The 25,643-nt window shown below is 62.9% G+C and carries 30 protein-coding genes and 2 pseudogenes; 22 read left to right on the top strand and 10 right to left on the bottom strand.

Going from position 1 to position 25,643, the window contains the following annotated elements:
* Positions 1 to 94 precede the first annotated feature (94 nt).
* The 16 genes from ABGN05_RS13825 (at position 95) to ABGN05_RS13750 (ending at position 11,892) form a co-directional block, all read left to right on the top strand.
* The gene (locus ABGN05_RS13825) at positions 95 to 775 is read left to right on the top strand and encodes a TetR family transcriptional regulator C-terminal domain-containing protein (protein WP_367954624.1); all 681 of its coding nucleotides are present in this window, start codon (positions 95 to 97) and stop codon (positions 773 to 775) included.
* Positions 776 to 1,085: 310 nt separating this feature from the next.
* The gene (locus ABGN05_RS13820; protein WP_367954623.1) at positions 1,086 to 1,394 is read left to right on the top strand and encodes a ParB/Srx family N-terminal domain-containing protein; all 309 of its coding nucleotides are present in this window, start codon (positions 1,086 to 1,088) and stop codon (positions 1,392 to 1,394) included.
* 23 nt (positions 1,395 to 1,417) lie between these two features.
* The gene (locus ABGN05_RS13815; RefSeq protein WP_367954622.1) at positions 1,418 to 2,359 is read left to right on the top strand and encodes a DNA-methyltransferase; all 942 of its coding nucleotides are present in this window, start codon (positions 1,418 to 1,420) and stop codon (positions 2,357 to 2,359) included.
* The gene (locus ABGN05_RS13810) at positions 2,356 to 3,105 is read left to right on the top strand and encodes a DUF5681 domain-containing protein (RefSeq protein ID WP_367954621.1); all 750 of its coding nucleotides are present in this window, start codon (positions 2,356 to 2,358) and stop codon (positions 3,103 to 3,105) included. The genes ABGN05_RS13815 and ABGN05_RS13810 overlap by 4 nt, the downstream gene beginning before the upstream one ends.
* Before the next feature lie 328 nt (positions 3,106 to 3,433).
* Positions 3,434 to 3,883, top strand: coding sequence for a group III truncated hemoglobin (locus ABGN05_RS13805; RefSeq protein ID WP_367954620.1), 450 nt, complete (start codon positions 3,434 to 3,436; stop codon positions 3,881 to 3,883).
* 1 nt (position 3,884) lies between these two features.
* A complete protein-coding gene (locus ABGN05_RS13800) occupies positions 3,885 to 4,370 on the top strand; it encodes a DUF4149 domain-containing protein (protein WP_367954619.1) in 486 nt (161 codons plus the stop codon).
* Entirely contained in the window at positions 4,367 to 4,822 is a 456-nt protein-coding gene (locus ABGN05_RS13795; RefSeq protein WP_367954618.1) for an Rrf2 family transcriptional regulator, read from the top strand. The genes ABGN05_RS13800 and ABGN05_RS13795 overlap by 4 nt, the downstream gene beginning before the upstream one ends.
* A gap of 19 nt (positions 4,823 to 4,841) precedes the next feature.
* Entirely contained in the window at positions 4,842 to 6,479 is a 1,638-nt protein-coding gene (gene ccoN, locus ABGN05_RS13790) for a cytochrome-c oxidase, cbb3-type subunit I (RefSeq protein WP_373695936.1), read from the top strand.
* Positions 6,480 to 6,482: 3 nt separating this feature from the next.
* Complete coding sequence (gene ccoO, locus ABGN05_RS13785; RefSeq protein WP_367954617.1) at positions 6,483 to 7,235, top strand: cytochrome-c oxidase, cbb3-type subunit II; 753 nt, start codon at positions 6,483 to 6,485, stop codon at positions 7,233 to 7,235.
* Between the two features lie 3 nt (positions 7,236 to 7,238).
* Complete coding sequence (locus tag ABGN05_RS13780; RefSeq protein ID WP_187970663.1) at positions 7,239 to 7,412, top strand: cbb3-type cytochrome c oxidase subunit 3; 174 nt, start codon at positions 7,239 to 7,241, stop codon at positions 7,410 to 7,412.
* Positions 7,403 to 8,284: a cytochrome-c oxidase, cbb3-type subunit III gene (gene ccoP / locus ABGN05_RS13775; RefSeq protein ID WP_367954616.1), complete on the top strand. Its 882-nt coding sequence runs from the start codon at positions 7,403 to 7,405 to the stop codon at positions 8,282 to 8,284. The genes ABGN05_RS13780 and ccoP overlap by 10 nt, the downstream gene beginning before the upstream one ends.
* Positions 8,281 to 8,475, top strand: a complete 195-nt coding sequence (locus ABGN05_RS13770) for a hypothetical protein (protein WP_085463170.1) — start codon at positions 8,281 to 8,283, stop codon at positions 8,473 to 8,475. The genes ccoP and ABGN05_RS13770 overlap by 4 nt, the downstream gene beginning before the upstream one ends.
* 15 nt (positions 8,476 to 8,490) lie before the next feature.
* Entirely contained in the window at positions 8,491 to 9,309 is an 819-nt protein-coding gene (locus ABGN05_RS13765) for a DUF2189 domain-containing protein (protein WP_367954615.1), read from the top strand.
* A gap of 4 nt (positions 9,310 to 9,313) precedes the next feature.
* Positions 9,314 to 11,557: a heavy metal translocating P-type ATPase gene (locus ABGN05_RS13760; protein WP_367954614.1), complete on the top strand. Its 2,244-nt coding sequence runs from the start codon at positions 9,314 to 9,316 to the stop codon at positions 11,555 to 11,557.
* Positions 11,554 to 11,742, top strand: coding sequence for a cbb3-type cytochrome oxidase assembly protein CcoS (ccoS, locus tag ABGN05_RS13755; RefSeq protein WP_148913036.1), 189 nt, complete (start codon positions 11,554 to 11,556; stop codon positions 11,740 to 11,742). The genes ABGN05_RS13760 and ccoS overlap by 4 nt, the downstream gene beginning before the upstream one ends.
* Positions 11,743 to 11,766: 24 nt before the next feature.
* Entirely contained in the window at positions 11,767 to 11,892 is a 126-nt protein-coding gene (locus ABGN05_RS13750; RefSeq protein WP_367954613.1) for a hypothetical protein, read from the top strand.
* A gap of 127 nt (positions 11,893 to 12,019) precedes the next feature.
* Here ABGN05_RS13750 and ABGN05_RS30240 read toward each other — a convergent pair.
* The 4 genes and pseudogenes from ABGN05_RS30240 to ABGN05_RS13730 all read right to left on the bottom strand — a co-directional run.
* Positions 12,020 to 12,283: pseudogene (locus ABGN05_RS30240) on the bottom strand (IS481 family transposase); the annotation flags it as partial.
* Between the two features lie 127 nt (positions 12,284 to 12,410).
* Positions 12,411 to 12,722: pseudogene (locus ABGN05_RS13740) on the bottom strand (transposase); the annotation flags it as partial.
* Between the two features lie 405 nt (positions 12,723 to 13,127).
* Positions 13,128 to 13,433 (bottom strand): DUF6522 family protein, encoded by a 306-nt coding sequence (locus tag ABGN05_RS13735; RefSeq protein WP_367954612.1) that lies wholly within the window; start codon positions 13,431 to 13,433, stop codon positions 13,128 to 13,130.
* 399 nt (positions 13,434 to 13,832) lie between these two features.
* Positions 13,833 to 14,222: a hypothetical protein gene (locus ABGN05_RS13730; RefSeq protein ID WP_367954611.1), complete on the bottom strand. Its 390-nt coding sequence runs from the start codon at positions 14,220 to 14,222 to the stop codon at positions 13,833 to 13,835.
* Between the two features lie 356 nt (positions 14,223 to 14,578).
* Between ABGN05_RS13730 and nirK the strand changes: the two genes are divergently transcribed.
* The 6 genes from nirK (at position 14,579) to ABGN05_RS13700 (ending at position 18,915) form a co-directional block, all read left to right on the top strand.
* On the top strand, positions 14,579 to 15,649 hold the full coding sequence (gene nirK / locus ABGN05_RS13725) for a copper-containing nitrite reductase (protein ID WP_367954610.1): 1,071 nt from the start codon (positions 14,579 to 14,581) through the stop codon (positions 15,647 to 15,649).
* Between the two features lie 70 nt (positions 15,650 to 15,719).
* On the top strand, positions 15,720 to 16,097 hold the full coding sequence (locus tag ABGN05_RS13720) for a hypothetical protein (protein WP_367954609.1): 378 nt from the start codon (positions 15,720 to 15,722) through the stop codon (positions 16,095 to 16,097).
* Positions 16,098 to 16,195: 98 nt separating this feature from the next.
* Positions 16,196 to 17,335, top strand: coding sequence for an NnrS family protein (locus tag ABGN05_RS13715; RefSeq protein WP_367954608.1), 1,140 nt, complete (start codon positions 16,196 to 16,198; stop codon positions 17,333 to 17,335).
* A complete protein-coding gene (locus ABGN05_RS13710; RefSeq protein ID WP_367954607.1) occupies positions 17,332 to 17,997 on the top strand; it encodes a YitT family protein in 666 nt (221 codons plus the stop codon). Before ABGN05_RS13715 ends, ABGN05_RS13710 begins: the two co-directional genes overlap by 4 nt.
* Positions 17,998 to 18,064: 67 nt before the next feature.
* Positions 18,065 to 18,286 carry a DUF1858 domain-containing protein gene (locus tag ABGN05_RS13705; protein WP_367954606.1) on the top strand — a complete coding sequence of 74 codons (222 nt, stop codon included), beginning with the start codon at positions 18,065 to 18,067 and terminating at the stop codon, positions 18,284 to 18,286.
* 152 nt (positions 18,287 to 18,438) lie between these two features.
* Entirely contained in the window at positions 18,439 to 18,915 is a 477-nt protein-coding gene (locus ABGN05_RS13700) for a pseudoazurin (RefSeq protein ID WP_367954605.1), read from the top strand.
* Between the two features lie 158 nt (positions 18,916 to 19,073).
* Here the strand turns inward: ABGN05_RS13700 and ABGN05_RS13695 are convergent, their stop codons facing one another.
* Genes ABGN05_RS13695 through nosZ form a run of 6 tightly spaced genes read right to left on the bottom strand, consistent with a single transcriptional unit; the run spans position 19,074 to position 25,637 of the window.
* Entirely contained in the window at positions 19,074 to 20,054 is a 981-nt protein-coding gene (locus ABGN05_RS13695; RefSeq protein ID WP_367954604.1) for an FAD:protein FMN transferase, read from the bottom strand.
* Positions 20,051 to 20,599 (bottom strand): nitrous oxide reductase accessory protein NosL, encoded by a 549-nt coding sequence (locus tag ABGN05_RS13690; protein WP_373695935.1) that lies wholly within the window; start codon positions 20,597 to 20,599, stop codon positions 20,051 to 20,053. Before ABGN05_RS13690 ends, ABGN05_RS13695 begins: the two co-directional genes overlap by 4 nt.
* Positions 20,596 to 21,423 (bottom strand): ABC transporter permease, encoded by an 828-nt coding sequence (locus tag ABGN05_RS13685; RefSeq protein ID WP_367954603.1) that lies wholly within the window; start codon positions 21,421 to 21,423, stop codon positions 20,596 to 20,598. The genes ABGN05_RS13690 and ABGN05_RS13685 overlap by 4 nt, the downstream gene beginning before the upstream one ends.
* Positions 21,420 to 22,331 carry an ABC transporter ATP-binding protein gene (locus ABGN05_RS13680; RefSeq protein ID WP_367954602.1) on the bottom strand — a complete coding sequence of 304 codons (912 nt, stop codon included), beginning with the start codon at positions 22,329 to 22,331 and terminating at the stop codon, positions 21,420 to 21,422. The genes ABGN05_RS13685 and ABGN05_RS13680 overlap by 4 nt, the downstream gene beginning before the upstream one ends.
* On the bottom strand, positions 22,328 to 23,710 hold the full coding sequence (locus ABGN05_RS13675; RefSeq protein WP_367954601.1) for a nitrous oxide reductase family maturation protein NosD: 1,383 nt from the start codon (positions 23,708 to 23,710) through the stop codon (positions 22,328 to 22,330). The genes ABGN05_RS13680 and ABGN05_RS13675 overlap by 4 nt, the downstream gene beginning before the upstream one ends.
* Position 23,711: 1 nt before the next feature.
* Positions 23,712 to 25,637, bottom strand: coding sequence for a TAT-dependent nitrous-oxide reductase (nosZ, locus tag ABGN05_RS13670; RefSeq protein ID WP_367954600.1), 1,926 nt, complete (start codon positions 25,635 to 25,637; stop codon positions 23,712 to 23,714).
* Positions 25,638 to 25,643: the final 6 nt, after the last annotated feature.

Here is a 25,643-nt window from a genome sequence, read left to right as displayed (position 1 = left end):
AGATCGTCAGGTTCTCTTAAACGTGTGTCCAACGTGGGAATGGCGCCCGTCGGGAAGTATGACTATGGCCAGGGAAATGTCGGGAGGTGGGGGAATGCCGCGGGAGAAGGCGCCCGATAAGCGCAGGACGCCCAAAGCGCCAGAAGAACGCATCCGCGCGCGCAACGAGTCGGCGATCTTGCGCGCGGCCGTCGAACTATTCGCCCGCAAGGGCTTCGATGGCACTCGCATTACCGAGATCGCCGAGGCGAGCGGATTGCCGAAGGCCAACGTCTACTATTATTTCGAGACCAAGGAAGCGATCTACGCCACTCTGATCGAGCGCCTCCTGCAGGGTTGGGACAAGGCGCTGGAGCATATCCGCGCAGACCGCGAACCCCGCGAGGCGATCACAGCCTACATCGCCGCCAAGCTGGACTATTCGCGCCGGCACGCGACCGAATCTCGGTTCTTCGCCAACGAAATCCTGCGCGGCGGAGGCTTTCTTTCCAGGGTACAGCGTCGCCACATGCGGGAGATCACGCACGAACGGGTCGAGGTGGTGGAGGGCTGGGTGCGCGAAGGCAAGCTGCGACCGGTGGACCCGAGGCATTTCTTCATGATGATGTGGGCCACGACGCAGTTCTACGCGGATTTTGCCGAGGTCGCCGCGATGACGGTTGGAAAAGCAAAGCTCGGCATCGCGGACTTCAATGAGGCGCAAGACGCGATAGTCAGTACCATACTGCAGGGCTGCCTCCCCTGCCCTGCAAGCTCGGCGGTGGAAGTTTCATGATCTAATAATGGATCTTGCCGCCCCAGGGTAGAGCAGGCGTAACATCACCCTGCGAGCCATTGTTCAACCGATTTGCAGATGGCCAGGCTTCCGCTGGTTTGGGCAGCCATTTCCAGTAGAGCTCATTCCCCAGATAGGCTCTACAAGAAATGATCAAATTCCAAGGAGGCAGTTAGGAGAACGAATTCTCTGAAGAGACTTTTGAAGGGCATTTGCGTTTTCTCCACCGCATCTGGGACTTGGCGAATCAGTTTGTTCCCTCATCGTTCCGCCCACGCGCCCGCTTTGGGCAGCGGTTCGAGGAGCAGTCATGAGTATTGAGCACCCGAGCATAGAGATGGTCGGGGTGAGCGTGTTGCGGCCCTACGCCCGCAATGCCCGGACCCATTCGCGAAAACAGGTCTCGCAGATCGCAGACAGCATCCGCCGTTTCGGCTTCACCAATCCGGTGCTGGTCAGCGACGATTGCGAGATCGTTGCAGGACACGGCCGCGTCATGGCGGCAAAGCAGCTGGGCATGACCGACGTGCCGGTGCTGCGGCTGTCGCATCTGACGGCGGACGAGCGGCGCGCCTATGTGCTGGCCGACAACAAGCTGGCGTTGAACTGCAGGCGCTGATCGACCTGGAGTTCGACGTCACCTTGACCGGCTTCTCGCTGGCCGAGGTCGACCTGACGCTCGACCGGGCGCAGGAGGCTGCACCGGTGGGGCCGAGCGAGGCGGACATCGTCCTTCCCCTGCCCGAGCGGGCGGCGACTAGAATGAGAGACATCTGGCTTCTTGGCCGTCACCGGCTCTCATGTGGTGATGCCCGGAGCAGGACGGATGTCGAGCGGCTGGTGGCTGGCCAGGCGGTCGATCTGGTCTTCACCGACCCGCCCTACAATGTTCCGGTCAATGGCCATGTCGGCGGGCTGGACAAGACGAAGCACCGCGAGTTCGCCTTTGCGTCGGGCGAGATGTCGGCCACCGAATTCACCTCGTTCCTGACCGACACGCTGGGAAATGTTGCAGCGGTAGCAAAGGACGGAGCCATTGCTTTCGTCTGCATGGACTGGCGGCACATGCGCGAACTGATGAATGCCGGGAATGCGATATTCTCGGAGTTGAAGAACCTGTGCGTCTGGAACAAGACCAATGGCGGCATGGGCAGCTTCTATCGCTCCAAGCACGAGCTGGTCTTCGTCTACAAGATCGGCGCAGGACCTCACACCAACGCCTTCGGCTTGGGCGAGACCGGGCGCTACCGCACCAACGTGTGGGACTACGCCGGGATCAGCAGCCTTGGCGGCAACCGGGCCGAGGAACTGGCCATGCACCCGACGGTCAAGCCGGTCGCGCTGGTGGCCGACGCCATCCGCGATTGTTCGCGCCGCGGCGAAACCGTCCTTGATGTGTTTGGCGGCTCCGGCTCCACCCTCATTGCGGCCCACAAGACCGGCCGACGTGCATATCTCTGCGAACTCGATCCGATCTACTGCGACCGCATCATCAGGCGATGGGAGGCCTATGCCAAGGACGACGCCCAGCAGGTCGCTTGCGGAGTGACCTCCCTGGCGGCATTGCAGGTGGCCGCAGAATGAGCAGCGACAGCGACAAGCAGCGCAAGGCACTGTCGGTACGCCCGGGAGGCGACGACTACGTCCTCGGCTACGGAAAACCTCCCGAGCATACGCGCTTTCGGCCGGGCAGTTCCGGAAACCCACGCGGGCGCCCGAAGGGCAGCAAGAACAAATCGAAGCTCCCTGCCCTGAGCGAGGAGCGACTGAAGTCAATTCTGCTCGAAGAAGCCTACCGTACCATCAAGGTCAATGATGGTGCCGGTCAGGTAAGTGTCCCCATGGCGCAGGCCGTGATCCGCTCCCTGGCCGTCAATGCGGTGAAAGGCAACCAGCGAGCCCAGCGCCTGTTCACGCAGCTTCTGACGACCGTCGAGCGCGAGAACAAGCGGCTTCACGACGAATGGGTAGAAACCGCTATTGAGTACAAGATCGAATGGGAACGCGAACTCCAGCGGCGCGAACGCTACGGAATAGAAGGTCCTGCTCCCCTGCCCCACCCCGACCACGTGGTGATCGACATGAAGACTGGCGATGTGCGGATCACCGGCCCCTTCACCAAGGAGGACAAGGCACGATATGACAAGCTTGCGAAAGCGAAGGCTGATTTCCAGGCTGAACTCGATGAACTTCAGCAGTTGCTACGGGATGAGCCCGACTACCCGTACCGCGATTTGGTCGAAGCTGACATCGAGCATGACAAGAAGCTGCTCGACGTCATCAGGAGGGTCATCCCGGATCAGGATCAACCAAAGTTATCGCGACCATAGCATCGCCAGGGACCATCTTCGTGGCCTCAGCGCGGGAGCTGCTGAACCTTAGGTCAGCTTGAACCGGCGTGGATTATTGCGGACGCGGTACGAGCGGGTAAAACTGCGCGCTTCGGCTTCGCTACTTGCCCAGTTGCCCGGCCGGTTCACCAGGCCGCCCAGTGCGCTAGGCGATCGCCAGTACTTGGACGCCAAGCGGACGGCTGGTCGGCCGTGACCCGGCCGCTCGTTGTTCCTGCGCAAAGAGCCAGACGAAAGCGGGCTGCGACATCCGGAAGCTTTCCTTCACGGCGCGCCGACGCTAGATAGTGGTATTGGAGATACCACATTGACCATACAAACATCCGCGCAGCTGCCACGCCCTCGCGAGGAACGAGCCGTCGTCCATCCGGAAGTCGACCGGACGTTCATCGGCCGCCTCGTGCGCGAGTTCTACGGACGCGTCCGCCGGAACGACCGCCTGGGGCCAATATTCGCCGCCCACATAGGGGAGACCTGGGAGCCGCATCTTGAGAAGATGACGGACTTCTGGTGCTCGGTCATTCTGAAGGACGGCTCCTACAGCGGGCGACCCGTGCCCGCTCATCTCAAACTGAAACAGGTCCGCCAGGAAGATTTCGAGATCTGGCTCGACACCTTCCGGCAGACAGCGGGCGAGCTTTGCGAGCCGGAGATCGCTGCCGTCTTCATTGAACGCGCGGAGAGGATCGCCCGAAGCTTGCAGCTCGCCATGTTCTTCCGCCTTCCCGCCGCGGGGACGGTTTCGAGGGAAGGCTGAGATGTTGCCTCGCTCTACCGATCCCTTTCCGGATGCTGTCGCGGCGTTCGTATCGCTCGTCTGGCTTGGAATGCTCCTTGGCGTTTCGTTCTTGGCTACCCCGGTAAAGTTTCAGGCGCCCTCGCTAGAGCTCACAGTCGCGCTCGAGGTCGGTCGTGTAACCTTCGACATCTTCTCGAGGATAGAGTGGGGCCTGGCGGCGCTCCTCGTAATAGCGACGTTCTTTCCGAGGGCTCCGCGCGCGGAGATGGTCTTCACCGCCGTAGCGGTCCTGGTCGTTTCGATCCAGGCTTTCTGGCTCCTGCCTGTCCTTGACATGCGGGTCGAGGCTGTCATCGCGGGCGCACCGTTACCGCCATCGATGCACCACGGAGCCCACGCAGCGCTTGAGGCAGTCAAAGCCGTTGCCCTGGTGGCAGTCGGGCTCGTCGCGTTGTTCAGACTGGGTTGGCGCGACCGTCCGGAAAACGTCGCGGGCGGCCTATGAAACTGACCCTCCACACCGATTACGCGCTACGCATGCTGGTCTACCTCGCGGTCAACCGGGACGGGTCGACCCGCGTCGCCGACGTCGCCGAAAGCTACGGCATCTCCCGCAACCATCTGCTCAAGGTCGCCCTGCGGCTTGGACGCCTCGGCTACCTGACGACCGTGCGCGGGCGCTCTGGCGGCATCGCGCTTGCGATGAAGCCGGAGGAAATCAATCTCGGAAAGGTCGTCAGGCAGATGGAAGACGGCTTCGCCCTTGTCGAGTGCATGCGCGCGGACGGCGGCACTTGCGCGATATCTCCCGCCTGCCGGCTGAAGGGGGTTGTCAGGAAAGCGGTCGAGGCGTTCTTATCCGTCTTCGACGATTATTCGCTGGCGGACATATCCGGAAACAGCGAATTTCTTGCCGAGCTGCTTGGACTCATGGGCAAGACTGCGGAGCCAGCATGATCGACTTTCAGAGGGCACTATGATCGGGAAACTCAGTTCGACCGAGCGACAGTACGCGGCGGTCGTCCTCGTCATGCTATGCGCCGCCGGAATCGCGATGGCCGCGCTCGGCAGGAGCGACACGCTTGGCGTTCATGGCCTGCTGGTGATTCTCTTCGCGGGAGGCCTGCTCTACCCGGTCCTGTCCGGGCTTTACGAGTCCGAGCCGACCGAGGACCGCGAGGCGTCCTACTACGACGATCCGATCAAGGTCGGCATCGTGCTATCGATGGCCTGGGCCGTGTTCGGCATGTTCATGGGCGTCTGGGTCGCCGCCCAGCTCGCCTGGCCTGATCTCGCCTTCGACGCGGCTTGGTCGACCTTCGGAAGACTGCGGCCGACGCACACCTCCGGGGTGATCTTCGGCTTCGGCGGCAACGCGCTGATCGCCACGTCATTCCATGTCGTGCAGCGGACTTCGCGCGCGCGGCTCGCCGGGCAGTTCAGCCCGTGGTTCGTGCTTTTTGGCTTCAACCTGTTCTGCGTCCTCGCCGTCTCCGGCTACCTGCTCGGCGTGACGCAATCGAAGGAATACGCCGAGGCCGAGTGGTATGCCGACCTCTGGCTGGTCGTGGTCTGGGTCACCTACTTCGTCCTTTTCCTTCGCACCATCGCGCGCCGCCGCGAGCCGCATATCTACGTGGCGAATTGGTACTTCATGGCCTTCATCGTGGTCGTCGCGATCCTCCACATCGTCAACAACCTCGCCCTTCCCGTATCGTGGGGGCATGCCAAGAGCTACACGATCTGGCCGGGCGTCCAGGACGCGATGGTCCAGTGGTGGTACGGGCACAACGCGGTCGCGTTCTTCCTCACGGCAGGCTTCCTCGGCATGCTCTACTACTATCTTCCCGTGCGGGCGCAGCGGCCGATCTTCTCCTACCGCCTCTCGATCCTCAGCTTCTGGGGCATCACCTTCTTCTACATGTGGGCAGGCTCCCACCACCTCCACTACACGGCGCTGCCGCATTGGGTGCAGACGCTCGGCATGACCTTCTCGGTCATGCTGCTCGTTCCCTCATGGGCGTCGGCGGGCAACGCGCTGCTGACGCTCAACGGTGCCTGGCACCGTGTCCGCGACGACGCGACGTTACGCTTCATGATGGCCGCGGCTGTCTTCTACGGCCTGTCGACATTCGAAGGGTCTTTCATGGCGATCCGCCCGGTGAACGCGCTCAGCCACTACACCGACTGGACGGTGGGCCATGTCCACGCGGGTGCCCTCGGGTGGGTGGCGCTGATCACCTTCGGCTCGTTCTACACGCTGGTGCCGACCCTCTGGAACCGGGAGCGCATGTATTCGGCGAGGCTTGTCGAGGTCCACTTCTGGCTCGCGATCGCCGGAACGCTGATCTACGTCTTCGCGATGTGGAATTCCGGCATCATCCAGGGGCTGATGTGGCGGACCTACACGGAAGACGGCGCGCTCGCCTATTCCTTCGTCGACTCTCTTGTCGCGATGTATCCCTACTACATCGCCCGAGCCTTCGGCGGCCTTCTGTTCCTGATCGGCGCGGTCGTCTGCTGCTACAACATCTGGATGACGGTACGGTCGGTGCCGCTGGCGGAGCGGCGCGAGAGCGACGTGCCCGCGGCCGTCGCCGTACCGGGAGAATGAGCGATGCCTGAACTCTTCCACCGGAAGCTGGAGCGCTCGGCGATCGGGTTCGTGCTGGCGATCATCGCCGCCGCGAGCGTCGGCGGCATCGTCGAGATCGCGCCGCTCTTCACCATCGACGAAACCGTCGAGGAGGCGCCCGACATGCGGGTCTACACGCCGCTGGAGCTGGCGGGGCGCAACATCTACGTGCGCGAAGGCTGCTATGCCTGCCACAGCCAGATGATCCGCACGCTGCGCGACGAGGTCGAACGCTACGGGCCGTATTCTCTGGCGGTCGAGTCTCAGTATGACCGCCCGATGCTGTGGGGGTCGAAGCGCACCGGTCCCGATCTCGCGCGGGTTGGCGGCAAGTATTCCGATTTCTGGCACGTCGCGCACCTGATCAATCCGCGCGACGTCGTGCCGGAATCCAACATGCCAGCCTACGCTTTCCTGGCGCGGACCGAGCTTCGGACGAGCGACCTCGGGCAGCATCTCGCGGCCCAGCAGGCGCTGGGCGTGCCCTACACCGACGAGATGGTCGCCAACGCGGCGCGGGACGCCTACGGTCAGGCCTTCCCCGACAGCGAGGCCGCTTCTGGAGTCACGGAGCGCTATGGCCAGGCCACCTCGGTGAGCGCGTTTGACGGGGTAGCCACGCGGCTGACCGAGATGGACGCGTTGGTGGCCTACCTGCAGGTCCTCGGGAGGCTGACCGACGCCGCGTTCCGCGACACGGCCGCGACTGAACAAGCTCCCGATGCGGGGGACTGAGCCATGTTCGAGATCAGCCACGAAACCCTTGTCGCCTTCTCCAAGAGCTGGGGCCTGTTCTACCTGATGGGCTTCTTCCTCTGTGTCGTCGCCTACGCCTTCTGGCCCTCGAACCGGAAGCGCTTCGACAGGGCGAAGACCAGCATCCTCGACCGGGAGGACAAGCCATGGAAGTGAACGAGCGCGACCCCGTCACCGGAAGGGAAACGACCGGGCACGAGTGGAACGGCATCAAGGAACTGGATACGCCCGTTCCCCGCGGCGTGCTGATGTTCCTGATCGTGACCCATATCTGGGCCATCGCCTGGTGGTTCTTCGTGCCCGCCTGGCCGCTCGGCACGACCTACACGAAGGGCCTTCTCGGCGTCGACCAGCGCACGACGGTCGAAGAGCGGGTCGTCGAAGGCCAGCAGGAGCGGTCGGTCTGGATGTCCCGCCTGGATTCCGAACCCTACGACGCCATCCTGGCCGACGGGGCGCTGATGCAGACCGTTCGCGGCACCGGGCGGCAGCTCTTCGGCGACAACTGCGCCGCCTGTCACGGGCGCGATGGACGCGGACGGGCCGGCTACCCGGACCTGACCGATGACGACTGGCTCTGGGGCGGCGGTCCCGAACTCATCGAGCAGACGCTGCGCTACGGCATCAACACGGCCCATCCGGACACGAGGATCGCGCAAATGCCCGCCTTCGGACGCGACGGGATGCTGGAGCGGGACCAGGTGCGCAGCGTCGCGGCCTATGTCTATTCGCTGAGCAATCCCGCCTATTCGACCGAGGTGAACCTGGAGCGGATCGAAGCCGGGCGTGGGGTCTTCGCAACCACGTGCGCGGCGTGCCACGGCGAGAACGCCGAAGGCAACCGCGAGGTAGGCGCTCCGAACCTTACGGACGCGCGCTGGGTCTACGGCGGCGACCTGCAGACGATCATCGCGTCTGTCCATGGAGGCAGGCAGGGCCACATGCCGACATGGGACGAACGCATGACCGATGCGGAAATCCGGACCCTGTCGCTCTACGTCCACGATCTCGGGACGGGGCAGCCATGACGGCCCGGACCGCAGGCGGGCGCAGACGCTGGACTTCCGCATGGCTGCTGGTTCCGGCCGGGCTGCTGCTCGTAGCGGCGGCGAACGCCCATCTCGTCTACGTTGCCGTCACGTCGCAGCCGGACTGCGTGCCCCATCTCAAGGAGGCGGGAACGGGCGGCAGCTACCGGGCCGCCAAGTCGGCGTGCTGAGGGAGAGGAGTTTCGATGAACGAGACCGAGAAGTCCTACTGGCTGCTGAGCGAGACCTCCGGGATAGGAGAGACGCGCGACCCCGCTCTGCAACGCGGCCTCCCGGCGACGGCCGGACTGCGGTGGCTGGCGCTGGGCTGGCGCGATTTCTGGCGCGGGCCTTCGACCAGCATCGCCTATGGCGTCGGCGTGTTCCTGCTGTCGGCAGCCTTCGTCTGGACCCTGTTCGAGTTCGGACGGGACTACATCCTGTTTCCGTCGCTGGCAGGCTTCCTGATCGTCGCGCCGTTCCTCGCGATCGGCCTCTACGCGAAGAGCCGCGCTCTCGGCGAGGGCAGGACGGTCGGGCTTGCTTCCATGCTGAGGACGCGCCCGAAGGCCGGAGCACAGGTGTTCTTCGCCGGACTGCTGCTCAGCCTGCTCATGCTCCTGTGGACCCGCGCTGCCGTCATCGTCTGGGCTCTGTTCTTCGGGATTACCGCCTTCCCGGGCCTGGACAACGTCATCGGCGTGCTGGTCGGCTCCGCCTACGGGTGGGCTATGATCGTCGTCGGGACAGCCATTGGCGGACTGTTCGCCGCTTTCGCCTTCTCGATCAGCGTATTTTCTGTGCCGATGATGCTCGACCGCAGGGTCGATGCGCTCACGGCCATGGGCACGAGCATGAAGCTGGTCTGGAACAACCTTCCGGCGATGATCGGATGGGGAGCGATGGTGATCGTGCTGTTCGCGCTCTGCGTCGCCACCGGACTGCTGGGCATGATCGTGATCTTCCCGCTGCTCGGCCATGCGACCTGGCATTCCTACGTCGCCGTGGCGCGGCCGGAGGCCTGACGCAATGAGCTGCTGCGCGCCCGGAGCGGAGGCCGCCCTGATAGCAGGGCCGGGCCGGGACGTGCCGTCCGAGGAAATCCGGCTGGCCAGCCGGGACCTCGGTGACGGCATCATGCAGACCGACCTGAGCGTTCCCGGCGCGCACTGCGGCGCGTGCATCGGCGCGATCGAAGGCGCGTTGGGAACGCTTCCGGGCGTGACGGCCGCACGCGTGAACCTGACTGCAAGGAGGGCAGCCGTTAGGTGGCGGACGGACGGTCCGGTGCCGCCCATGATCGACGCCGTTCGCCGTGTCGGCTACGCGGCGACGCTGGCCGAGGCCGATCCGATCGGCGACCCGGAGATGGGCAAGCTGCTGCGGGCGACGGCCGTCGCGGGCTTCGCCGCGATGAACATCATGCTCCTGTCCGTTTCGATTTGGTCCGGGGCCGAGGAGGGTACGCGCCATGCCTTCCACCTGATTTCCGCGGCCCTGGCCTTGCCCGCGGTGACCTACTCGGGCCGCATTTTCTTCGCGTCCGCCTGGAGCGCGCTGCGCGTCGGGCGGACCAACATGGACGTGCCCATCAGCGTGGGCATCCTGCTGGCCTTCGGTCTCAGCACGTACGACGCGCTGTCCGGAGGAGAGCACGCCTACTTCGACGCGGTGACGTCGCTCCTGTTCTTCCTGCTGGCCGGGCGCGCGCTCGATCACTCCATGCGCGGTAAGGCGCGCGATGCGGTGCGGTCGTTGGCGCGAATGATGCCGCGCGGGGCGACCGTGCTGGACAGGGAAGGCGGCCGCGAGTTCCGCCACGTTCAGTCGCTTCGCAAGGGAGATACCGTGTTCGTGGCCGTCGGTGAGCGGATACCTGCGGATGGCACCGTGCTGAAGGGCGTTGGAACGCTGGATCTCTCCATCGTCACAGGGGAGACCTCGCCGGAGAGCATCGCGCCGGGGTCGCGGGTGCTCTCGGGAGCGCTGAACCTCAGCGGCCCGATCGAGCTGCGCATCGACCGCCGCCCCGCTGACTCATTCCTGGCCGATATGGTCAGGCTGATGGAAGCAGCCGAAGGCAGCCGCGCTCGCTACCGCAGGATCGCCGACCGCGCCGCCGCCCTTTATTCTCCCGTCGTCCATGCGGTGGCGCTGGCGACGTTCGCGGGCTGGTTGGTGGTCACGGGCGACTGGCACCATTCCCTGACGCTGGCGATCGCCGTCCTCATCATCACCTGTCCCTGCGCGCTCGGCCTCGCCGTCCCCATGGTCCAGGCGGCCGCCGCGCGCCGCCTGTTCGGGATCGGCATCACCATGAAGGATGGCAGCGCGCTCGAGCGGCTCGCGGAGATCGATCACGTGGTCCTCGACAAGACCGGGACGCTGACGACCGGACGGATGCGGATCTCCTCGCATGACGTTCCTCATGCCGAACTGCCTGTCGCTGCCGCCTTGGCGCGGCTGTCGCGCCATCCGGCTGCCAACGCGGTCGCGGCACTTGGCAGCGGCGAAGGCGTCGAAGTATCCGAGGCCCGTGAGATTCCCGGCGACGGGATCGAAGCTCGTATCGGAGCAAGCATCTGGCGGCTCGGCAGACCCGGCTGGGCGGTCGAAGCAGACGGCGATCTGAGCGGCTCGGGGCCCTGGCTTTCCCGCGACGGCATCTTCGTCGGCTGTCTCGCCGTGTCGGATACGGTACGCGAGGGAGCCGCCGCGGCGGTGACGGCCCTGAAGGATTCCGGGCTGTCGGTGGAACTGCTGTCGGGGGACGCCGAGGAAGAGACCCGGCGTGTCGCGAGGCTGACGGGCATCGGGCAGATGTCAGGCAGGCAGCGTCCGGAAGACAAGGTCGGACGCCTGGAAACGCTCCGCCGCGAAACAAGACGGGTGCTGATGGTCGGCGACGGCATCAACGACGCACCTGCCCTTGGAGCGGCGCACGTCTCGATGGCACCATCGACGGCAGCCGATGTCGGACGCAGCGCGGCCGATCTCGTCTTCCTGGGCTCCAGCCTGCGCAGCGTGCCGGAGGCGATATCCGTGGCTCGTAAGTCGATGCGCCTCGTCCGGCAGAACATCGCGATCTCGATCGCCTACAACGCGCTCGCGCTGCCGCTCGCCGTGGCGGGCTACGTCACGCCGCTCGTCGCTGCCGTGGCGATGTCGACGTCATCCATCCTGGTCGTGGCCAACTCGCTGCGAGTGCTTTCCGACAGACGCAAGCCAGCGCCAAAATTGGGGGCGGACGTCCTGCGTCCGGCGACGGCATGACCGGGCTCCTGGCGTGGCTGGTTCCCGTGGCCCTGGGCATGGGCCTGGCGGGCCTGCTTGCCTTCCTCTGGTCGATGAAGAGCGGACAGCTTGAGGATCTCGACGGAGCGGCGGAGCGCGTTCTTCACCAAGGCAGTGATGCGCCGCTGCCCGGGCCGGAACGTCGTCCCGGAAGCAGGCGTTGAGGACGAAAAGGAACGACCATGGGAATGACGGCCGACAGGAAGTTCGACTGGATCGCGGCGCTCTCTGTTGCCGCGGGAGCGGCGGTGATGATCCCCTCTCTTGCAGTTCTGGCTATCAGCTTGGCCGCGGTCGCGCTTAAGCTGTTCTGAACAATCCCAACCTTTTGTCCGTCGCTAGGTGTTATTGAGACAGATGGCGAGCTGATTTGGCGGGGGCTCAAGCTCATCTGGGTAGTGATTTTAGGCTGCAGCTTTGCGATGCTGCAAGCACCGCAATTCAATGGTCTTTCTGTTTAGTTCCGGATTTTTTCGGGAGCGGATTGAACATGAAGCGGTGAGGCTCGGCCGTCACCGCTCATATATGAATTCGTAGGGTGTGAGGCCCTTCAGTGTTTTGAGCCGGCGGCCAAAATCTTAGGCCGCGAATGAAGTCGGTGAGGTGCCGTTCGAGTTGAGCGTGATCGTCATAGTGGTAGCTGCGAACGGTAGCGTCGTCGATGTTTCGGTCCCTTCTCTCGAGCTGTCCATCGGGCCACGGGTGCGCCGGTTCGTCAGTCAGTGCGCGATATCGAGATCGGCGCAAGCTTCCTCGAAAGAATGGCAGCGGAACGGAACACCCTCAGATCGCATCGCCTTGTTATCCTAAGGCGTCCAGCGGTCACCGGACGTTCCTGGATCACCGCCACGAATGCCTTCTCGGCTGTCCGGCGCGGTTCGAGGAAACTCGGGAAGTAGCTGCCCTTGAGCAACTTCGGGATATCCAGCGCGATCCGGCCGGCGCGGGTATCCCAGTCCCGATCGCGATAGCCATTCCGCTGCACCTCCCGCGGCGGCGAGCGTGTGCCCTTCGCCGCGCGCGTGCGCGCCTCCACCTCCATCTCCATGATGCGATCGGCCGCGAAGGCCAGCATGTCGCGCACGAAGTCGCTGTCGGCCTGCTTCTCAATCAGTTCGATCAGAGCCATTCTCTCGCCGGTCATCGTCGTCTCCGTTTCAGGTTCTAGGTGTTGCAACCCGAACTTTCTCGAAGATCGGCGATGACCGCCAGCGTCACCGTCGGCCGGGACACAGCCAGCCAGCGTAAACGCGTCCCTCGCGACGGCCGGTATGGCGCGGCAGAAGTAGCTTCATCTGCTACATGATTCGTTGCATGCTCTTGCGGTTGACGACTCGCAGTCGCTCGTGCACCAGCCCGCCCAAACGGCTCCGTCAGTTAGACAAACGTCATCACAGCAATCATGCCAACCACGATCAGCAGGAGCCCCCAGATCAACATCGGGAGCAACCGCCGTTCGTCTTCCGATCTTTCTGTGCCATATCCGGAACCGTTTTTCGGATTTGGTGTCTTCATTGTTCTTGCTTGTCCTGCGATAAGGTGGATGCGATCAGATCCGGCCGCGCGGTGGGTTCGCTCGCGATGGGAACTTCACCTTCCCCCACTTGATCACGCGGCCTGTCTGGTCGACGACTATACGGAACCGTCGGTCCGATGTCCGGAATGTCAGGCGATAGGTGCCGCTGTCCTCGCCCGTGCCTATCTCACAGATGCTCTGGATAGTTCCCCTGCGGAGTTCGGAATGCACCTCAGCAGGATGGAGATCCAACCCCTTCGCAATCAGTTCCGCATCGACTTCCACTTCGCCGTTGTCCAAACTGATTCCGGAAGCGCTCGAGGTCAGTCCTTTAGCCATGGCGAACGAACTCTCTGTCGCTTGAAGCCACCCAGTCCTGTAGAAGCCGACGGTCTTGCTTTGAAAAGCGCGATCGCCTGACGAGATCTGCGAAAGTGTCGTCTGGATGGCATCTCTCGTATCCAGTGCGCACGATCTCGAGAGTGTCCGCGCCTGTCATTCCTGTTTCGGGAACGTTCACTTTCAGCAGCATCGCCATGTTCCTCATCGGTCCAGGAGTGCGGGCGAACACTGACCAGCAATTCGGTGCTCGCCAGCTTCGGAAGCCGGGGTACGAGCCAACAATAGGCGACCGCGATTGCGCGTTCTTTGCGCTTGCGCAAAATTGGCTGCTCCACAGATCAACCCACAAGAAAAGGACGATCTCGGCCCTCCAATCACGTGATCGGGCGAACGAAGTCAGGTCAGCGATTCGAATGTCGGCGCATTGGGACAGAACAAATGTGCATTGTTACGCGCCGTTCCAGCATCAAGTTCGTCCCGGCACCGGCGTTTGGCGCGGCAGCGCGAACACAGAACGGCTGTGTCGCGGAGAACACCTGAAGCGCTTGCCGTAATCTCGTCTCCAATGCCGAATGCCGCGATCATCCGCTGCATCAGCCTATCGGCACCTGACCCGCGAGCGACGACCTCCCCAAGATCACGCACCGAGACGCCTGCTTCCGCCGCGATCTCGCCGGCGATTGCCGGATCAAGATTGGCGAACTCGCGAATGGCAGCCATCGCGTTTCGATGGTCGCGCCATCTTACTGCGATTCCTTCAACTGCGCTTCTAAGCCCGGTCATCATGCTCCTCCATCGAGGAGTGAATGGTGCAGCCGCGAAGGACGGGATACCTTGATCGAGATCAATGCGCGGATTGGAAGAAATACCTGAGCGACACATCGCAAACCCACGCACTGCAGACGGGCTCCAGCAATTGAGCTCCGCCGCGAGGAGGCTGATCCTCATTAGCGGCAGCATTTCACCCGCAGAGATCGGAACGACCTAGCCGCACGCCCAGCACTCGCGTCCAACATCGCGCGGTCGCGGGGGCATCCCCACTGGCCGCGTTTCGCTCCGTTGTTTGCGCAAGCACAAAGAAGGCCCGCAGCGGTCTCGGTAGTTTGCGACCATCAACAACCGGGTCAACAAGGACAAGTGTCATGACCACCCGCAAGAGCCTCCTCGCAACCGCAGCCGCCGTCGGCCTGATGATGGCGGGCGCCGCCGGCGTTCTCCCGGCCTTCGCGGACGGGGATCATCAGCATATCGCCGAACTCGGCACCGCAGAGGCGCCGCTCGACATCGTGCGTCAGGCGACCGACCTCCCCGGCACCATCGGAGAGCGCGGACCGCAGACAGTCAAGGTCGGGCTGGAGACGGTCGAGGTTATGGGCAAACTCGCCGACGGCATTGCCTACCACTACTGGACGTTCAACCGGAAGGTCCCGGGGCCGTTGGTCAGGGTACGCGTCGGCGACACCGTCGAGGTCACGCTCAAGAACCACGAAGACAGCGGGGCGATGCACAACGTCGACTTCCACGCGGTCACCGGCCTGCACGGCGGCGGGCATGCAACAATGGCTGCTCCCGGCGAGGAGAAGGGTTTCACCTTCAAGGCGCTGAATCCTGGCCTATACGTCTACCACTGCGCCGTCGGTCCGGCTGCTCAGCACATTGCCAACGGCATGTACGGCCTGATCCTAGTTGAACCCGAAGGAGGCCTGCCTCCCGTCGATCATGAGTTTTACGTCATGCAGGGAGAGCTCTACACCGAAGAAGCCTATGGCGAGCAGGGGCAGCTGACGGAGAGCTATCAGAAGCTGATCGATGAGCAGCCGGAATACTACGTCTTCAACGGCGCCGACCAGGCGCTGACCGGGGACAACGCCCTTAAGGCGAAGGTCGGCGAAACGGTGCGCATCTACTTCGGCGTCGGCGGCCCGAACAAGACTTCGAGCTTCCACGTCATCGGCGAGATCTTCGACAAGGTCTACAATCTGGGGTCGCTGACGGGAGAACCTCTGCCGGACGTCCAGACGATCAGTGTTCCTCCGGGAGGAGCCGCGGCGGTCGACTTCAAGGTGGAGGTGCCCGGCGAATACCTGCTGGTCGACCACGCGTTGTCCCGCGCGATGAGGGGTCTGGTGGGGAAGCTCGTCGTGGACGGATCTGAGCAACCCGAGATATTCCGCGAAGGCATCGACGAGAAGCTCAGCATGGTCGCCCAATAGCAATCTTCAGTTCCCGCGGGCCGTCGAGAGATCGGCGGTCCGCTTCCGTCTTTTCCGCAGGAGGAAAACCATGGCTACCCTTCTCAGTGACCAGCTGACCGCACGATCGATGATTTCGGAAGTCAGGACCGCGCTCCTCGGAGCCGGCCTCGATTGCGAATGCGAAAAGAAGGCGAAGCAGACGCTCGACCGTCTTTCCACTTTGGGCGCCGATGCCGATGCCGGTAAACGGCTGGAGAAGTCCCGCCAGCAACGGGAGGCCATCCGGAGGCTGCTACCATTTCTTTCAGAACTCGATGGACTGACACCGCAGGAGCCGGATCTCTCAGCGTTTGAGGAAGCCGCGGTCCTGTTCGACGAGGTCGCAGCGGCGGCACATGGCGGAGCGGCCGCCCTCAGGGATGCTCGTGAGTTGCTGCAAACGGCGCGCCACGAGATGGGGCTATGAGCACGAGCACAACCGGAGTCCGCCAGGACAACTCTATGCCCCGCGCCGCGCTGGCGCGTGGCGACAAGAGCCGCGACGGTCGGGGACGCGTGAGATCGATGCCGGCCATCCTGCACTATGGTTTCCGCCCGTTTTTCTTTCTGGGCGCCTCCTATGCGGCGATCGCCTTGCCGATATGGCTCTGGATATACACGTCCGGAGGCGTTTTGGGCGGTCCGTTCGAAGGAATGGCGTGGCATGCGCACGAAATGGTGTTTGGCTATCTCGGCGCCGTGATCGCAGGCTTCGTTCTGACCGCAGTGCCGAACTGGACTGGCAGGCTTCCGCTCAGCGGGTTGCCGCTGTTGGGGCTCGTATCGCTCTGGCTGATCGGACGGATCGGCTGTGCGTTCGTCACGTCTCCGGCTGTGGCGATGGGTATGGATCTGGCGTTCCCGATCGTGCTGGCCGCATCGGTGTGGCGAGAAGTGGCCGCCGGAGGCAACTGGCGCAATGCTCCCGTGGCGGGAATGCTGACGCTGTTGGCCCTCAGCAACCTCGCGCATCACCTTGAGGCTGTGGGCACGCTGCCTGATGGATACGCGATCCGCATCGCCCTCGGGACGGTCGCGATGCTGATCACGCTGATCGGCGGCCGCATCGTGCCGAGCTTCACACGCAACTGGTTGGTCAAGCAGGGTCCAACAAGCCTTCCGGCACAATTCGGCATCCTGGACAAGGCGGCGCTCGCCAGCACCGCTCTCGCCGTGATCAGCTGGATGTTTGCCGCGGAAACCGCAGTCTCGAGTTGGCTGCTGATGACTTCGGGCACTCTGCTCGCCGTCCGGGTTGCGCGATGGCAGGGCTGGCAGACCTGGCGCGAACCCATCGTTCTCGTCCTCCACCTCGGCTATGCGTGGCTGGCTGTCTCGATGCTGCTGCTCGGCCTCTCGACGGTGACCGAAGTCGTTCCTACGAGCGCTGCCGTGCATGCTCTCACTGCGGGCGCGATCGGTACTATGACACTCGCGGTGATGACCCGCGCGAGCCTTGGCCATACAGGTCGTCAGATGAAGGCGGACCTCTGGACCCAGGCGATCTATGTCGCCGTCACGGTCGGAGCCTTGCTGCGTGTCGCCGCGCCTTTTGCGACCGACACCTACCTCACGCTGCTGATGGCCGGAGGGATTCTCTGGACATTCGCTTTCGCGCTGTTTGCGGCCCGGTACGCGCCCATCCTTTGGAGATATCGGAAATGAGGAACGTCGTAACTGCTCTGCGCTTCAGGATACCGATTGGTTCCAAGAAGACGATCGGTGTCTCTCCGACACAGCACTCCTTGCAGGAAGACGTCGCGGCGATCCTGCTGGGTACGTCCTTTGTCGCCTTCGGAACCAAGCTCTTTGCGGACGCACATCTGGTTACCGGAGGTATCGCGGGGGTAGCGCTCCTTCTCCAGCATTCAGGTACGTTTCCGTTCTGGGTCGCCTTCTTCGCCGTGAACCTTCCCTTCTATCTTCTTGCCTGGAATAGGTTGGGGCCGGCTGTGGCTCTCAGGACGCTCCTGGCCGTCAGCCTGGTCAGTATCCTGGCAGGCGCGATCCATTCGTGGGTCGAATTCTCGCACCTCGACACCGCCTTCGCAGCGATCGCAGGCGGCGGGCTCTGCGGCGTTGGACTGCTTATCCTATTCCGGCACCGGACCGGTCTGGGCGGCTTCAATCTGCTGGCATGGTATCTGCAGGACACGATCGGTATTCGCGCTGGGTACTTCCAGATGATCCTCGACCTCGCGGTGCTGGCGGGCGCTTTCCTCGTCTTAGGTGCAGGAGAAATCCTGCTTTCTGTGTTCGGAGCCGTGGTCCTCAACCTTGTCTTGGCAATGAATCACCGGTCCGACCGCTACGTGGCCATGAGCTGAGTGCGGCGATGACTGATCGGACGGCGCGAAGCAGTAGTGGCTGTTAACGACAAACGGGATGGAGGAGATGATGAGAAGATTGACAGTCGATCCCGACATGCCGGTCGACACACTGATGCGCAAATGGCCGGCGACCGTAAGGGTGTTCATGAAGCATCAGATGCTGTGCATCGGGTGCCCCATCGGTCCGTTCCATACCGTAACGGATGCATGCCTCGCCCATGGCGTCGTCGAAGAGTCATTCGTGCAGGAACTGGAAGACGCGATGCAGCCGGCGCTCGCCTCGTAAGCATCCGTAAAGTGCTGGCCTGGAGGGACGCTCCGCAGCACCGGCACAAACCCCGTGGGATTATGAGGAACCTTGGTTGGAAAGGCTTGTTAGTGCGGCATGTCCCGCTTCTGCGGGCCGAGGCCAGCGAAACCAACGAGGAGCTTTCACGGATGAAACTTGCACTCTTTGCATCTGCTATAGGCATCGCCGCCATTGGCTGGAGCGGTGCGCATGCGGCGGAACATGAGGTCCGGATGTTGAACAAGGGACCTAAAGGACAGGCGATGCAGTTCGATCCGGCATTCCTGAAGATCGAACCCGGCGATAGCGTTAAATTCGTTGCCACCGACAAGGGACACAATTCGGAATCCATTCTCGAAATGATCCCCGAAGGGGCCGAAACCTGGAAGGGCAAGATCAACGAAGCGATCACCGTGACTTTCGATGTGGAAGGCATCTACGGTTACAAGTGCCAGCCGCATTTTCCTCTAGGCATGGTCGGCATCATCCAGGTCGGGGACAACACCGACAACCTGGACTCCGCAGAAACCGCCAAGCTGCCAGGCAGAGCAAAGACCCGGATGGCCGAACTGATCGCCCAGGTGGGCGCCGGAGGAGCCGGATCGGAAGAAGCGCAGAGGGATTAATATCGCGGCTCCGGCGAAGGTCTCCCGTCAGAGAGGGTTGTCGACAGTATCCTTTCCAGACGGCGAGACCCACGCGGCGTCGCTCCTTCCAGGAGTGGCGCTGTCGGCTGGGCGAGCGTCCTCGAGCACTATCCGGAGGCTGTTGCCTGGTCCATTTATCACAGTGTTCTGACCGCGCCTTTGCTATCCAGTAGAAATGCGTTGATTTCCGGCCTTCGATTGAGAGCGTGCCTGATCGCTTCGTGGCGCATGAGGCTGAACGCGGTGGAGAACGCATCGGCGCCGGCTGCGTCGGGAGCGGTTACAGTGATGCTCTCCTCGCTGGGGGCGCTGTCACCGCTCCGCGGATCAAGAAGGTGATTGAAGCCCGCTGACGGGCTGAATGCGAAGCCATCCCCGCTCGAAGTCGCTATGGCCCTATCCACCAGTTCGAGTGGGTGGAGCAGTCCTGCAACGCCTCGACCTGCGTGGATCCCGCTGCGCCAGGGGTCTCCGTCCGGTCTTCGGCCGAGACCGCGGATCTCACCCATGTTCACCAGACTCGAGATGATCCCGCCTCGGCGCAGAATCTCAACCGCCCGGTCAGTGATGTACCCTTGGGCGATACCATTGAATGTGAGCGCCATACCTCGTTCAAGCACGATCCGATCGGGGTCGAAGACCACCCTGTCGAAGCCGACGCGACTTAGTGCTTCCCGAAATTGATCGGATGAGGGACCGGTCGGGTCAGCATCGGCACGGGAGAAGTGTCTAGCGAGCAGGGTCCAGAGCGGCTGCACGGTAGGATCGAACGCGCCATCCGTGAGTTCCCATGCATCCCGACATCTGTCCAGAAGGTGGACGAGGTCCGCCGGCGGTGCCGCCAGGGCGCCGCTCAGGTTCAGTTGCGAGAGCGACGAATCCACGCGGTACAGGCTAAACACCTGCTCCAGCTTCTCCACTTCCATCAGGACCTCGCGGACAAGGCGTTCGGCAACCGCTCGGTCGGGGTGATGAATCGTCAGGGAAGCGGAGGCGCCAAGGGTCGTTCCCCGCCAGGTAACGGCCTCTGGCGCGGATACGGCGACCCCATTCGCCCCGAACAGCCCAAGGCCCGCTGCCACACCGCTGATGGCGATAAAACGACGTCGGTTCATCATGGTTCGTGATCCATTTGGTCGGCATCTTCTTCGGGGTTGGTCTTTCCGCCACTCCCCAACACATAGGACGAGGGTATCTCCTCGAACGTAACCACGTTGCCGCCGTTCTCGTTCGCGAATTTCTCCGCCGCTTCGAGGGTGGAAAAAGGTACGGTTTCGGGAGCTCCCATTCCCCCCTGCGCCGAGCTGCCGATCACGTAAAATGCACCACGGGCATCAATCCAGTTTTCTGCCCCTGGGTTCTTCCATTCCTGTGCCGCCCCCATGTCTGAAACAAAGATCGCGGCGATGTCCTTCGGTTGCTCCGGCAGCATGGTGAAGGCAACGGCATCCCGCGCGGATGAAAACCAGATCGGCTCGGGAACTCGCCCGAGAACGATCTGGCCCTTCGGGCCGGGGTGTTCGAGTACGTTCATTCCGCAATAATGCCCCATGGCTTCGGCAGTGAGCGCGAAAGGAGCTGGCGCTTCCGTCGGCCCCTCGTCGCTGCAGGCGGTCAAGGCCAGCAAGGCTGCTGCCGCTACAGAGATCAGTACACCCTTCACAGTTCTCTCCTTGAGAATAGTGACGCCGCGACGGTTGTCGGTATGAGTGCCCACGCGAGCAGCGCAATCACCAGGAGGCTGGGTGGAAGTGCCGCGTTTTCTGCGATGCCGCCCATTCCGGAGAGTGCACCGACATTGCCGGAGCCGAGATTGAAAAGCCGGTAGACGTCTGTTGGATTTGCGAGCAACAGGGCGTTGAGCACGCCGCCGCTAACGGTCCGGCCCTGGTCTAGGACGAGCAGGCCAAGCAATGCCATGTCGTAGATCAGGACGAAAAGCAGCCAGACACCGATGGCTACACCCCCGGCAGTGCCGCGCTCGCGAACCAGCACGCTGATGAGGTATCCGATCCCGACGAACACGGCCCCGAGCATCACGGACGACAGCATCATGGAAACGTACGCGATCCAGCTGGAACCATCGATGGCAGAGCCGGTCCCCCACAACGCCAGCGCCGCGGCCCCATATCCCGCCAGGGTCGCAAACGCCAGAATTGCAAGATGACCTACGAACTTGCCGACAATGACCTGCCAGCGTCCGATCGGATAGCTGAGCAGGAGCAGCATGGTGCCGCGTTCCAGTTCTCCCACGATCGCGTCATGCGAGATCAGCAGCGCAATCAGCGGAACCAGGAAAACCGTGAGGCTTGATAGGCTTACGATCACCACGTCGAGCTCGCTTGTACCGACGCTCCCCGTTGGGGCGCTCCCGAGAAACGTCAGCGTGAGGGCAAGCGCCGCCAGCAGAGCCGTCGTTGTGAGCACCCATCGGTTGCGCAGCCCTTCCTGTATCTCCTTGCGTGCTATGATCAGGATGTTGTTCATCCGGCACTCTCCCGCGAGCCCAGGAAATGCGCATAAAGATCGTCGAGCGATGGGGGAACGACTTCGATGTCCTCGACCGGAACCTCCGGCGAGGCTATGCTTCTGAGGAGCTCGATCTTCTCTCCCGGTCCCGCGTCTATCTCTGCCTGGTGGCCGTTGACGCGTCGCCAACCGCCCGTGCGGAACAATCCCCCGGCCCTGTCATCCGCAAGCTTCACCCGGATGCGGGTCGGCAGCCGGGCTATACGTCGCAGGCTCTCGATCGTCCCGTCGGCGATCTTAACGCCGCGGTTGACGATCACGACGCGGTCGGCCCTGCCTTCCAGTTCGGTAAGTGCGTGGGAGGAGAGGAGCACGGTCGCCCCTGCCGAACGCAGTTCCGTGACGATGTCATAGAAGCTGCGGCGCAGGGCCGGATCGAGCCCTGTCGTCGGCTCGTCGAGCAGCAGGACCCGAGGCTGTCCGAGCAAAGCTTGGGCGAGACCCAGCCGCTGGCGCATGCCTTTCGAATAGGTGCCAACACGGCGGTCCGCGGCGGCATCGAGGCCGACCTTCTCCAGCAGGGCCGGCGTCGAGGCGAGGGGCACGCGCTTCAGACGCGCATAAAAAGACAGCGTCTCGCGGCCCGTCAGCGCCATGTTGAAGGAGACGTTTTCGGGGAGATAGCCCAGAGACCGTCTCGCCTCGAATTCTCCGGCGGCCGGATCCTCCCCCAGCACACACACGGTTCCCGCAGTCGGGCGGATCAGGCCCAGCATCAGCTTGATCAATGTCGTCTTGCCGGCACCATTGTGCCCGACGAGCGCAATTGTCTCACCCTCGTTGAGCTCGCAAGACACGTCGGTCAAAGCACGTACCTTGCCGTAGGTCTTGGTCACACCCGACACCTGGACTGTCTCCGCTGTCATTTTGCCGCTCCATCCTGAGCCGGGGGTGCCATGAGGGGGCGACTGTCGACGACCCCGCCTGGGAGGATTGCCGGGAACTGCGACTGCGCCCAGCGGATGACCTGAACGGCGGGGCTGTTCATGAGAACCTTGGCCTGCGGGGCGGTCCACAGCACTCTGTCGACGAGATCGTTGGGACGGTACGGCTTGTCCGCGATTCCGTCGCCGTCGAGGTCGAAGGCCGGGTTGTCGCTCCAGTAGTTGCCGCGACCTTCGTAGGACCAGTCGAGATGCCGAGTCCCGACGTACTTGACCTGATTCCGGTTGCGGATGAAGGCGTTGCCAGCCATAGCGTTACCCTCGGAACCGGCGGTGAAGTGTATGCCGATCGCGCAGCCCTCGAACACGTTGTCAGTGAAGCGGTTCCGGTTCGCGTTGTAGATGAAGACGCATTTTTCAGGGCCGAGGCGCATGCTATACGGAGCCGTCCCCACCGAGGCCTCGGCTTCGGCAGGAACCCCGTGCGTGCCCCCGATGCGGGCTGCCGCCGTCCACCTCTCGACGGACTGCAGGCGGCCTCGGACGACGTTGCCCGATATCTCGGAACCGTTGGCGTAATTCAGCAGCAGGCCGTGGTCGCGGTCGCCATCGGAGAGATTGTCTGTCACTTGGAGCCTGTCGGAGAACATGATGGCGTAGCCGACATTGTTGCCGACCGAGACGTTGCCGCTCACCTCGCTGTCGTTGGTGTACATGTAGTGGATGCCGAAACGAACGTTCCGGATGGTGTTGTCCCTGAAGACGTTGCGCTTGCTTGTCTTGGTGAATATGCCGTCGCGACCAAAGCTGATCTCGTTTCCAATCACCTGAGCGCCGGGCGCATTCCAGACAGATATGCCGTCGCCCGCTTCGCTGGTGCGTCCTTCCCGAAACCCGACAATCGTATTCCCCTGCGCCACGGCGTCTGCGGCTCCATGGAGATAGATGCCAACCAGATTTCCGATAATCTGATTTTGCTCGATGCGAGCTCCTTTTGCCGTCTGCGTGACGAAAACGCCGGAGTCCATCTCGAACAGGTCGGTGCCTGATCCCCGAATCTCGAGGCCGCGAACGACGGATTCAGGTGCTTCAACGGTTATCACGCTGCCGTTGCCGGGGCCGCGGAGCACGGCTCCTTCCTCGCCCTCGAGGGTCAGCGTCTTTTCGATCTTCACCGGCCCGGTGTGATCGCCAGGCAGCAGCCGGATCACGTCGCCGGACGAGGCGGCGTCGATGACGGACTGAAGGCCGCCAGCGCCCGGCGCGTGTTCGGTGACTTTCGCCCATGCGGGCAGGCCCAGGGTGGCGGCGAAGACCGCCGCCACCAGGACTCCGATCGATCTGGAGCCGAGTTTCCTCATGTCATGCGCCCTGGGGCTCGACGAGCATGCGGCCCTTCATTTCCATGTGCATGGCATGACAGAACCAGGAGCAGTAGTACCAGTAGACACCGGGCTGGCTCGCGGTGAACGTGACGGAGGCGGTCGCCTGGGGAGGCACTTCCATTTGTATCCCGTAGTTCACGATGCTGAACCCGTGGGTAAGGTCTTCGACCTCGTCGATGTTGGTCACGTAGACCGTCACCTCGTCGCCCTGTCTGACGGTAAACTCATCGAGACCGAAAGCCGGGGCGACCGAGAACATGTAGACACGCACCTTGTTGCCATCCCGGATGACCGTGGAGTCGGCAGTCAGATCAACACCATCCGCTTCGGCCTGCTTCACGGCATCCGCGAAGAACGGGTCGTCGCGATTCCACACGTGCAGCGGGTTGATCTTGGAGCGGTGCACGATTGTCGCGTCATGGGGTTCCGCGAAGGTCGGGTTATCGTGCACGAGCACCATCTCGTCGCCCGAGATATCGATCAGCTGATCGTTCTCCGGTTTGAGCGGCCCGACATTTAGATAGCGGTCCTTCGAGAACTTGTTCAGCGAGATCAGCCACTTCCCGTCCGCCTCCTTGGTCTGACCCATCGAGGTGTGATTGTGGCCGGGCTGGTAATGGACGTCGAGTTTCTGCCGGATCGGGTCCACCTGTTCGCCGGAGAAGGCCCGCTTGGCATCCTCGATGTTCCACTTGCAGATCTGGCTGTCGATGAACAAAGTCGTATAGGCGTTCCCCCTGCCGTCGAATGCCGTATGAAGCGGTCCGAGCCCGAGTTCCGGCTCGGCAACCACTGTGTCCCGTGGCTCGATCGAGTCGTCGAACAGGTCGTCGAACTTGCGCACATCGAAGACTGTCACCGTTGGGGACAGCTTGCCGTTCGCTACCACGTGGATGCCATCGGGCGCCGTGTTGATCCCGTGGGGGCTATTCGGCACCGGAACGTAGCGTGTGTAGGGCGATCCCTTGCGTCCGTCGAGCACGGGAACGCCGTTGATCTCCTCGAAGTCTCCGTTGGCGACAGCTTCCTCGATCCTGCCCAGGTTGAAGATGACAATCCAGTCCTGCTCGTTGCTCATCATCTCGGCAAGAGTGACGCCTTCTTCCGAGTTGTAGCAGGTGGCGAAGGCGTACTTGCCCTGATAGTCGGCATCGACATTGTCGAGATTGCCGTCGACCATGATCTGCCATGCGACCTTCATGGTCTCGCCATCGACGGCGGTGAAGATCGCGCGGTAGGTACCACGATCGTTCATCGTCGTGCCGTCGTTCTGGAGCGGCACGCGGTCCTCGCCATTGCAGAACACATACCCCGTTTTCGGATACTTCTGCACGCGCAGGCCGTGCACCGTGTGCTGGTTGGGCAACTGGATGATCTTGTCGCACTTCATCACATCGAGGCGGATTCGGCAGACGCGGGTATTCGCCTTGTCGTTGGCGTAGAGGTAGCGCCCGTCATAGGTGCCGTCGGTCTGCGAAGGATGCGGGTGGTGCAGGTCACCGTTCAGATAGATGCCTCCCTTGTCCTTCAGGAATTCCTTCGTCTGCGGCAGCAGACCTTCGGTCAGCACCTTGAGGCTCTCATTCGTCTGTCCCCAGCCCGTCGCGCTGCAGCGGTTGAACACCGGGATGCGCATCATCTCGCGCATGGAGGGCGCCCCAACGACACGAACCTCGCCGGTCTGACCACTCGAGAAGAAGACGTAGTACTCGTCGAGTTCCCCCGGCTTCACTTCCCAGTTGTTTGCACCAGCGGCGGCGGACTGCGCCGCAGCCGGTGTAATTGCACCTCCGGCAAGCGTGAAGGCACCGCCAGCTCCGGCTGCGCCCGCAGCCGCCACCGCTGCAGTGCTGCCTAGCAACTGGCGCCGGCTCCAGCCTTTTTTCATCTCTTCCGATTGCATGGTTCT

This window comes from Aquibium pacificum (genome assembly GCF_040839445.1).
Lineage (GTDB): Bacteria > Pseudomonadota > Alphaproteobacteria > Rhizobiales > Rhizobiaceae > Aquibium > Aquibium pacificus.
This window is presented reverse-complemented; position numbering and strand designations above follow the sequence as displayed.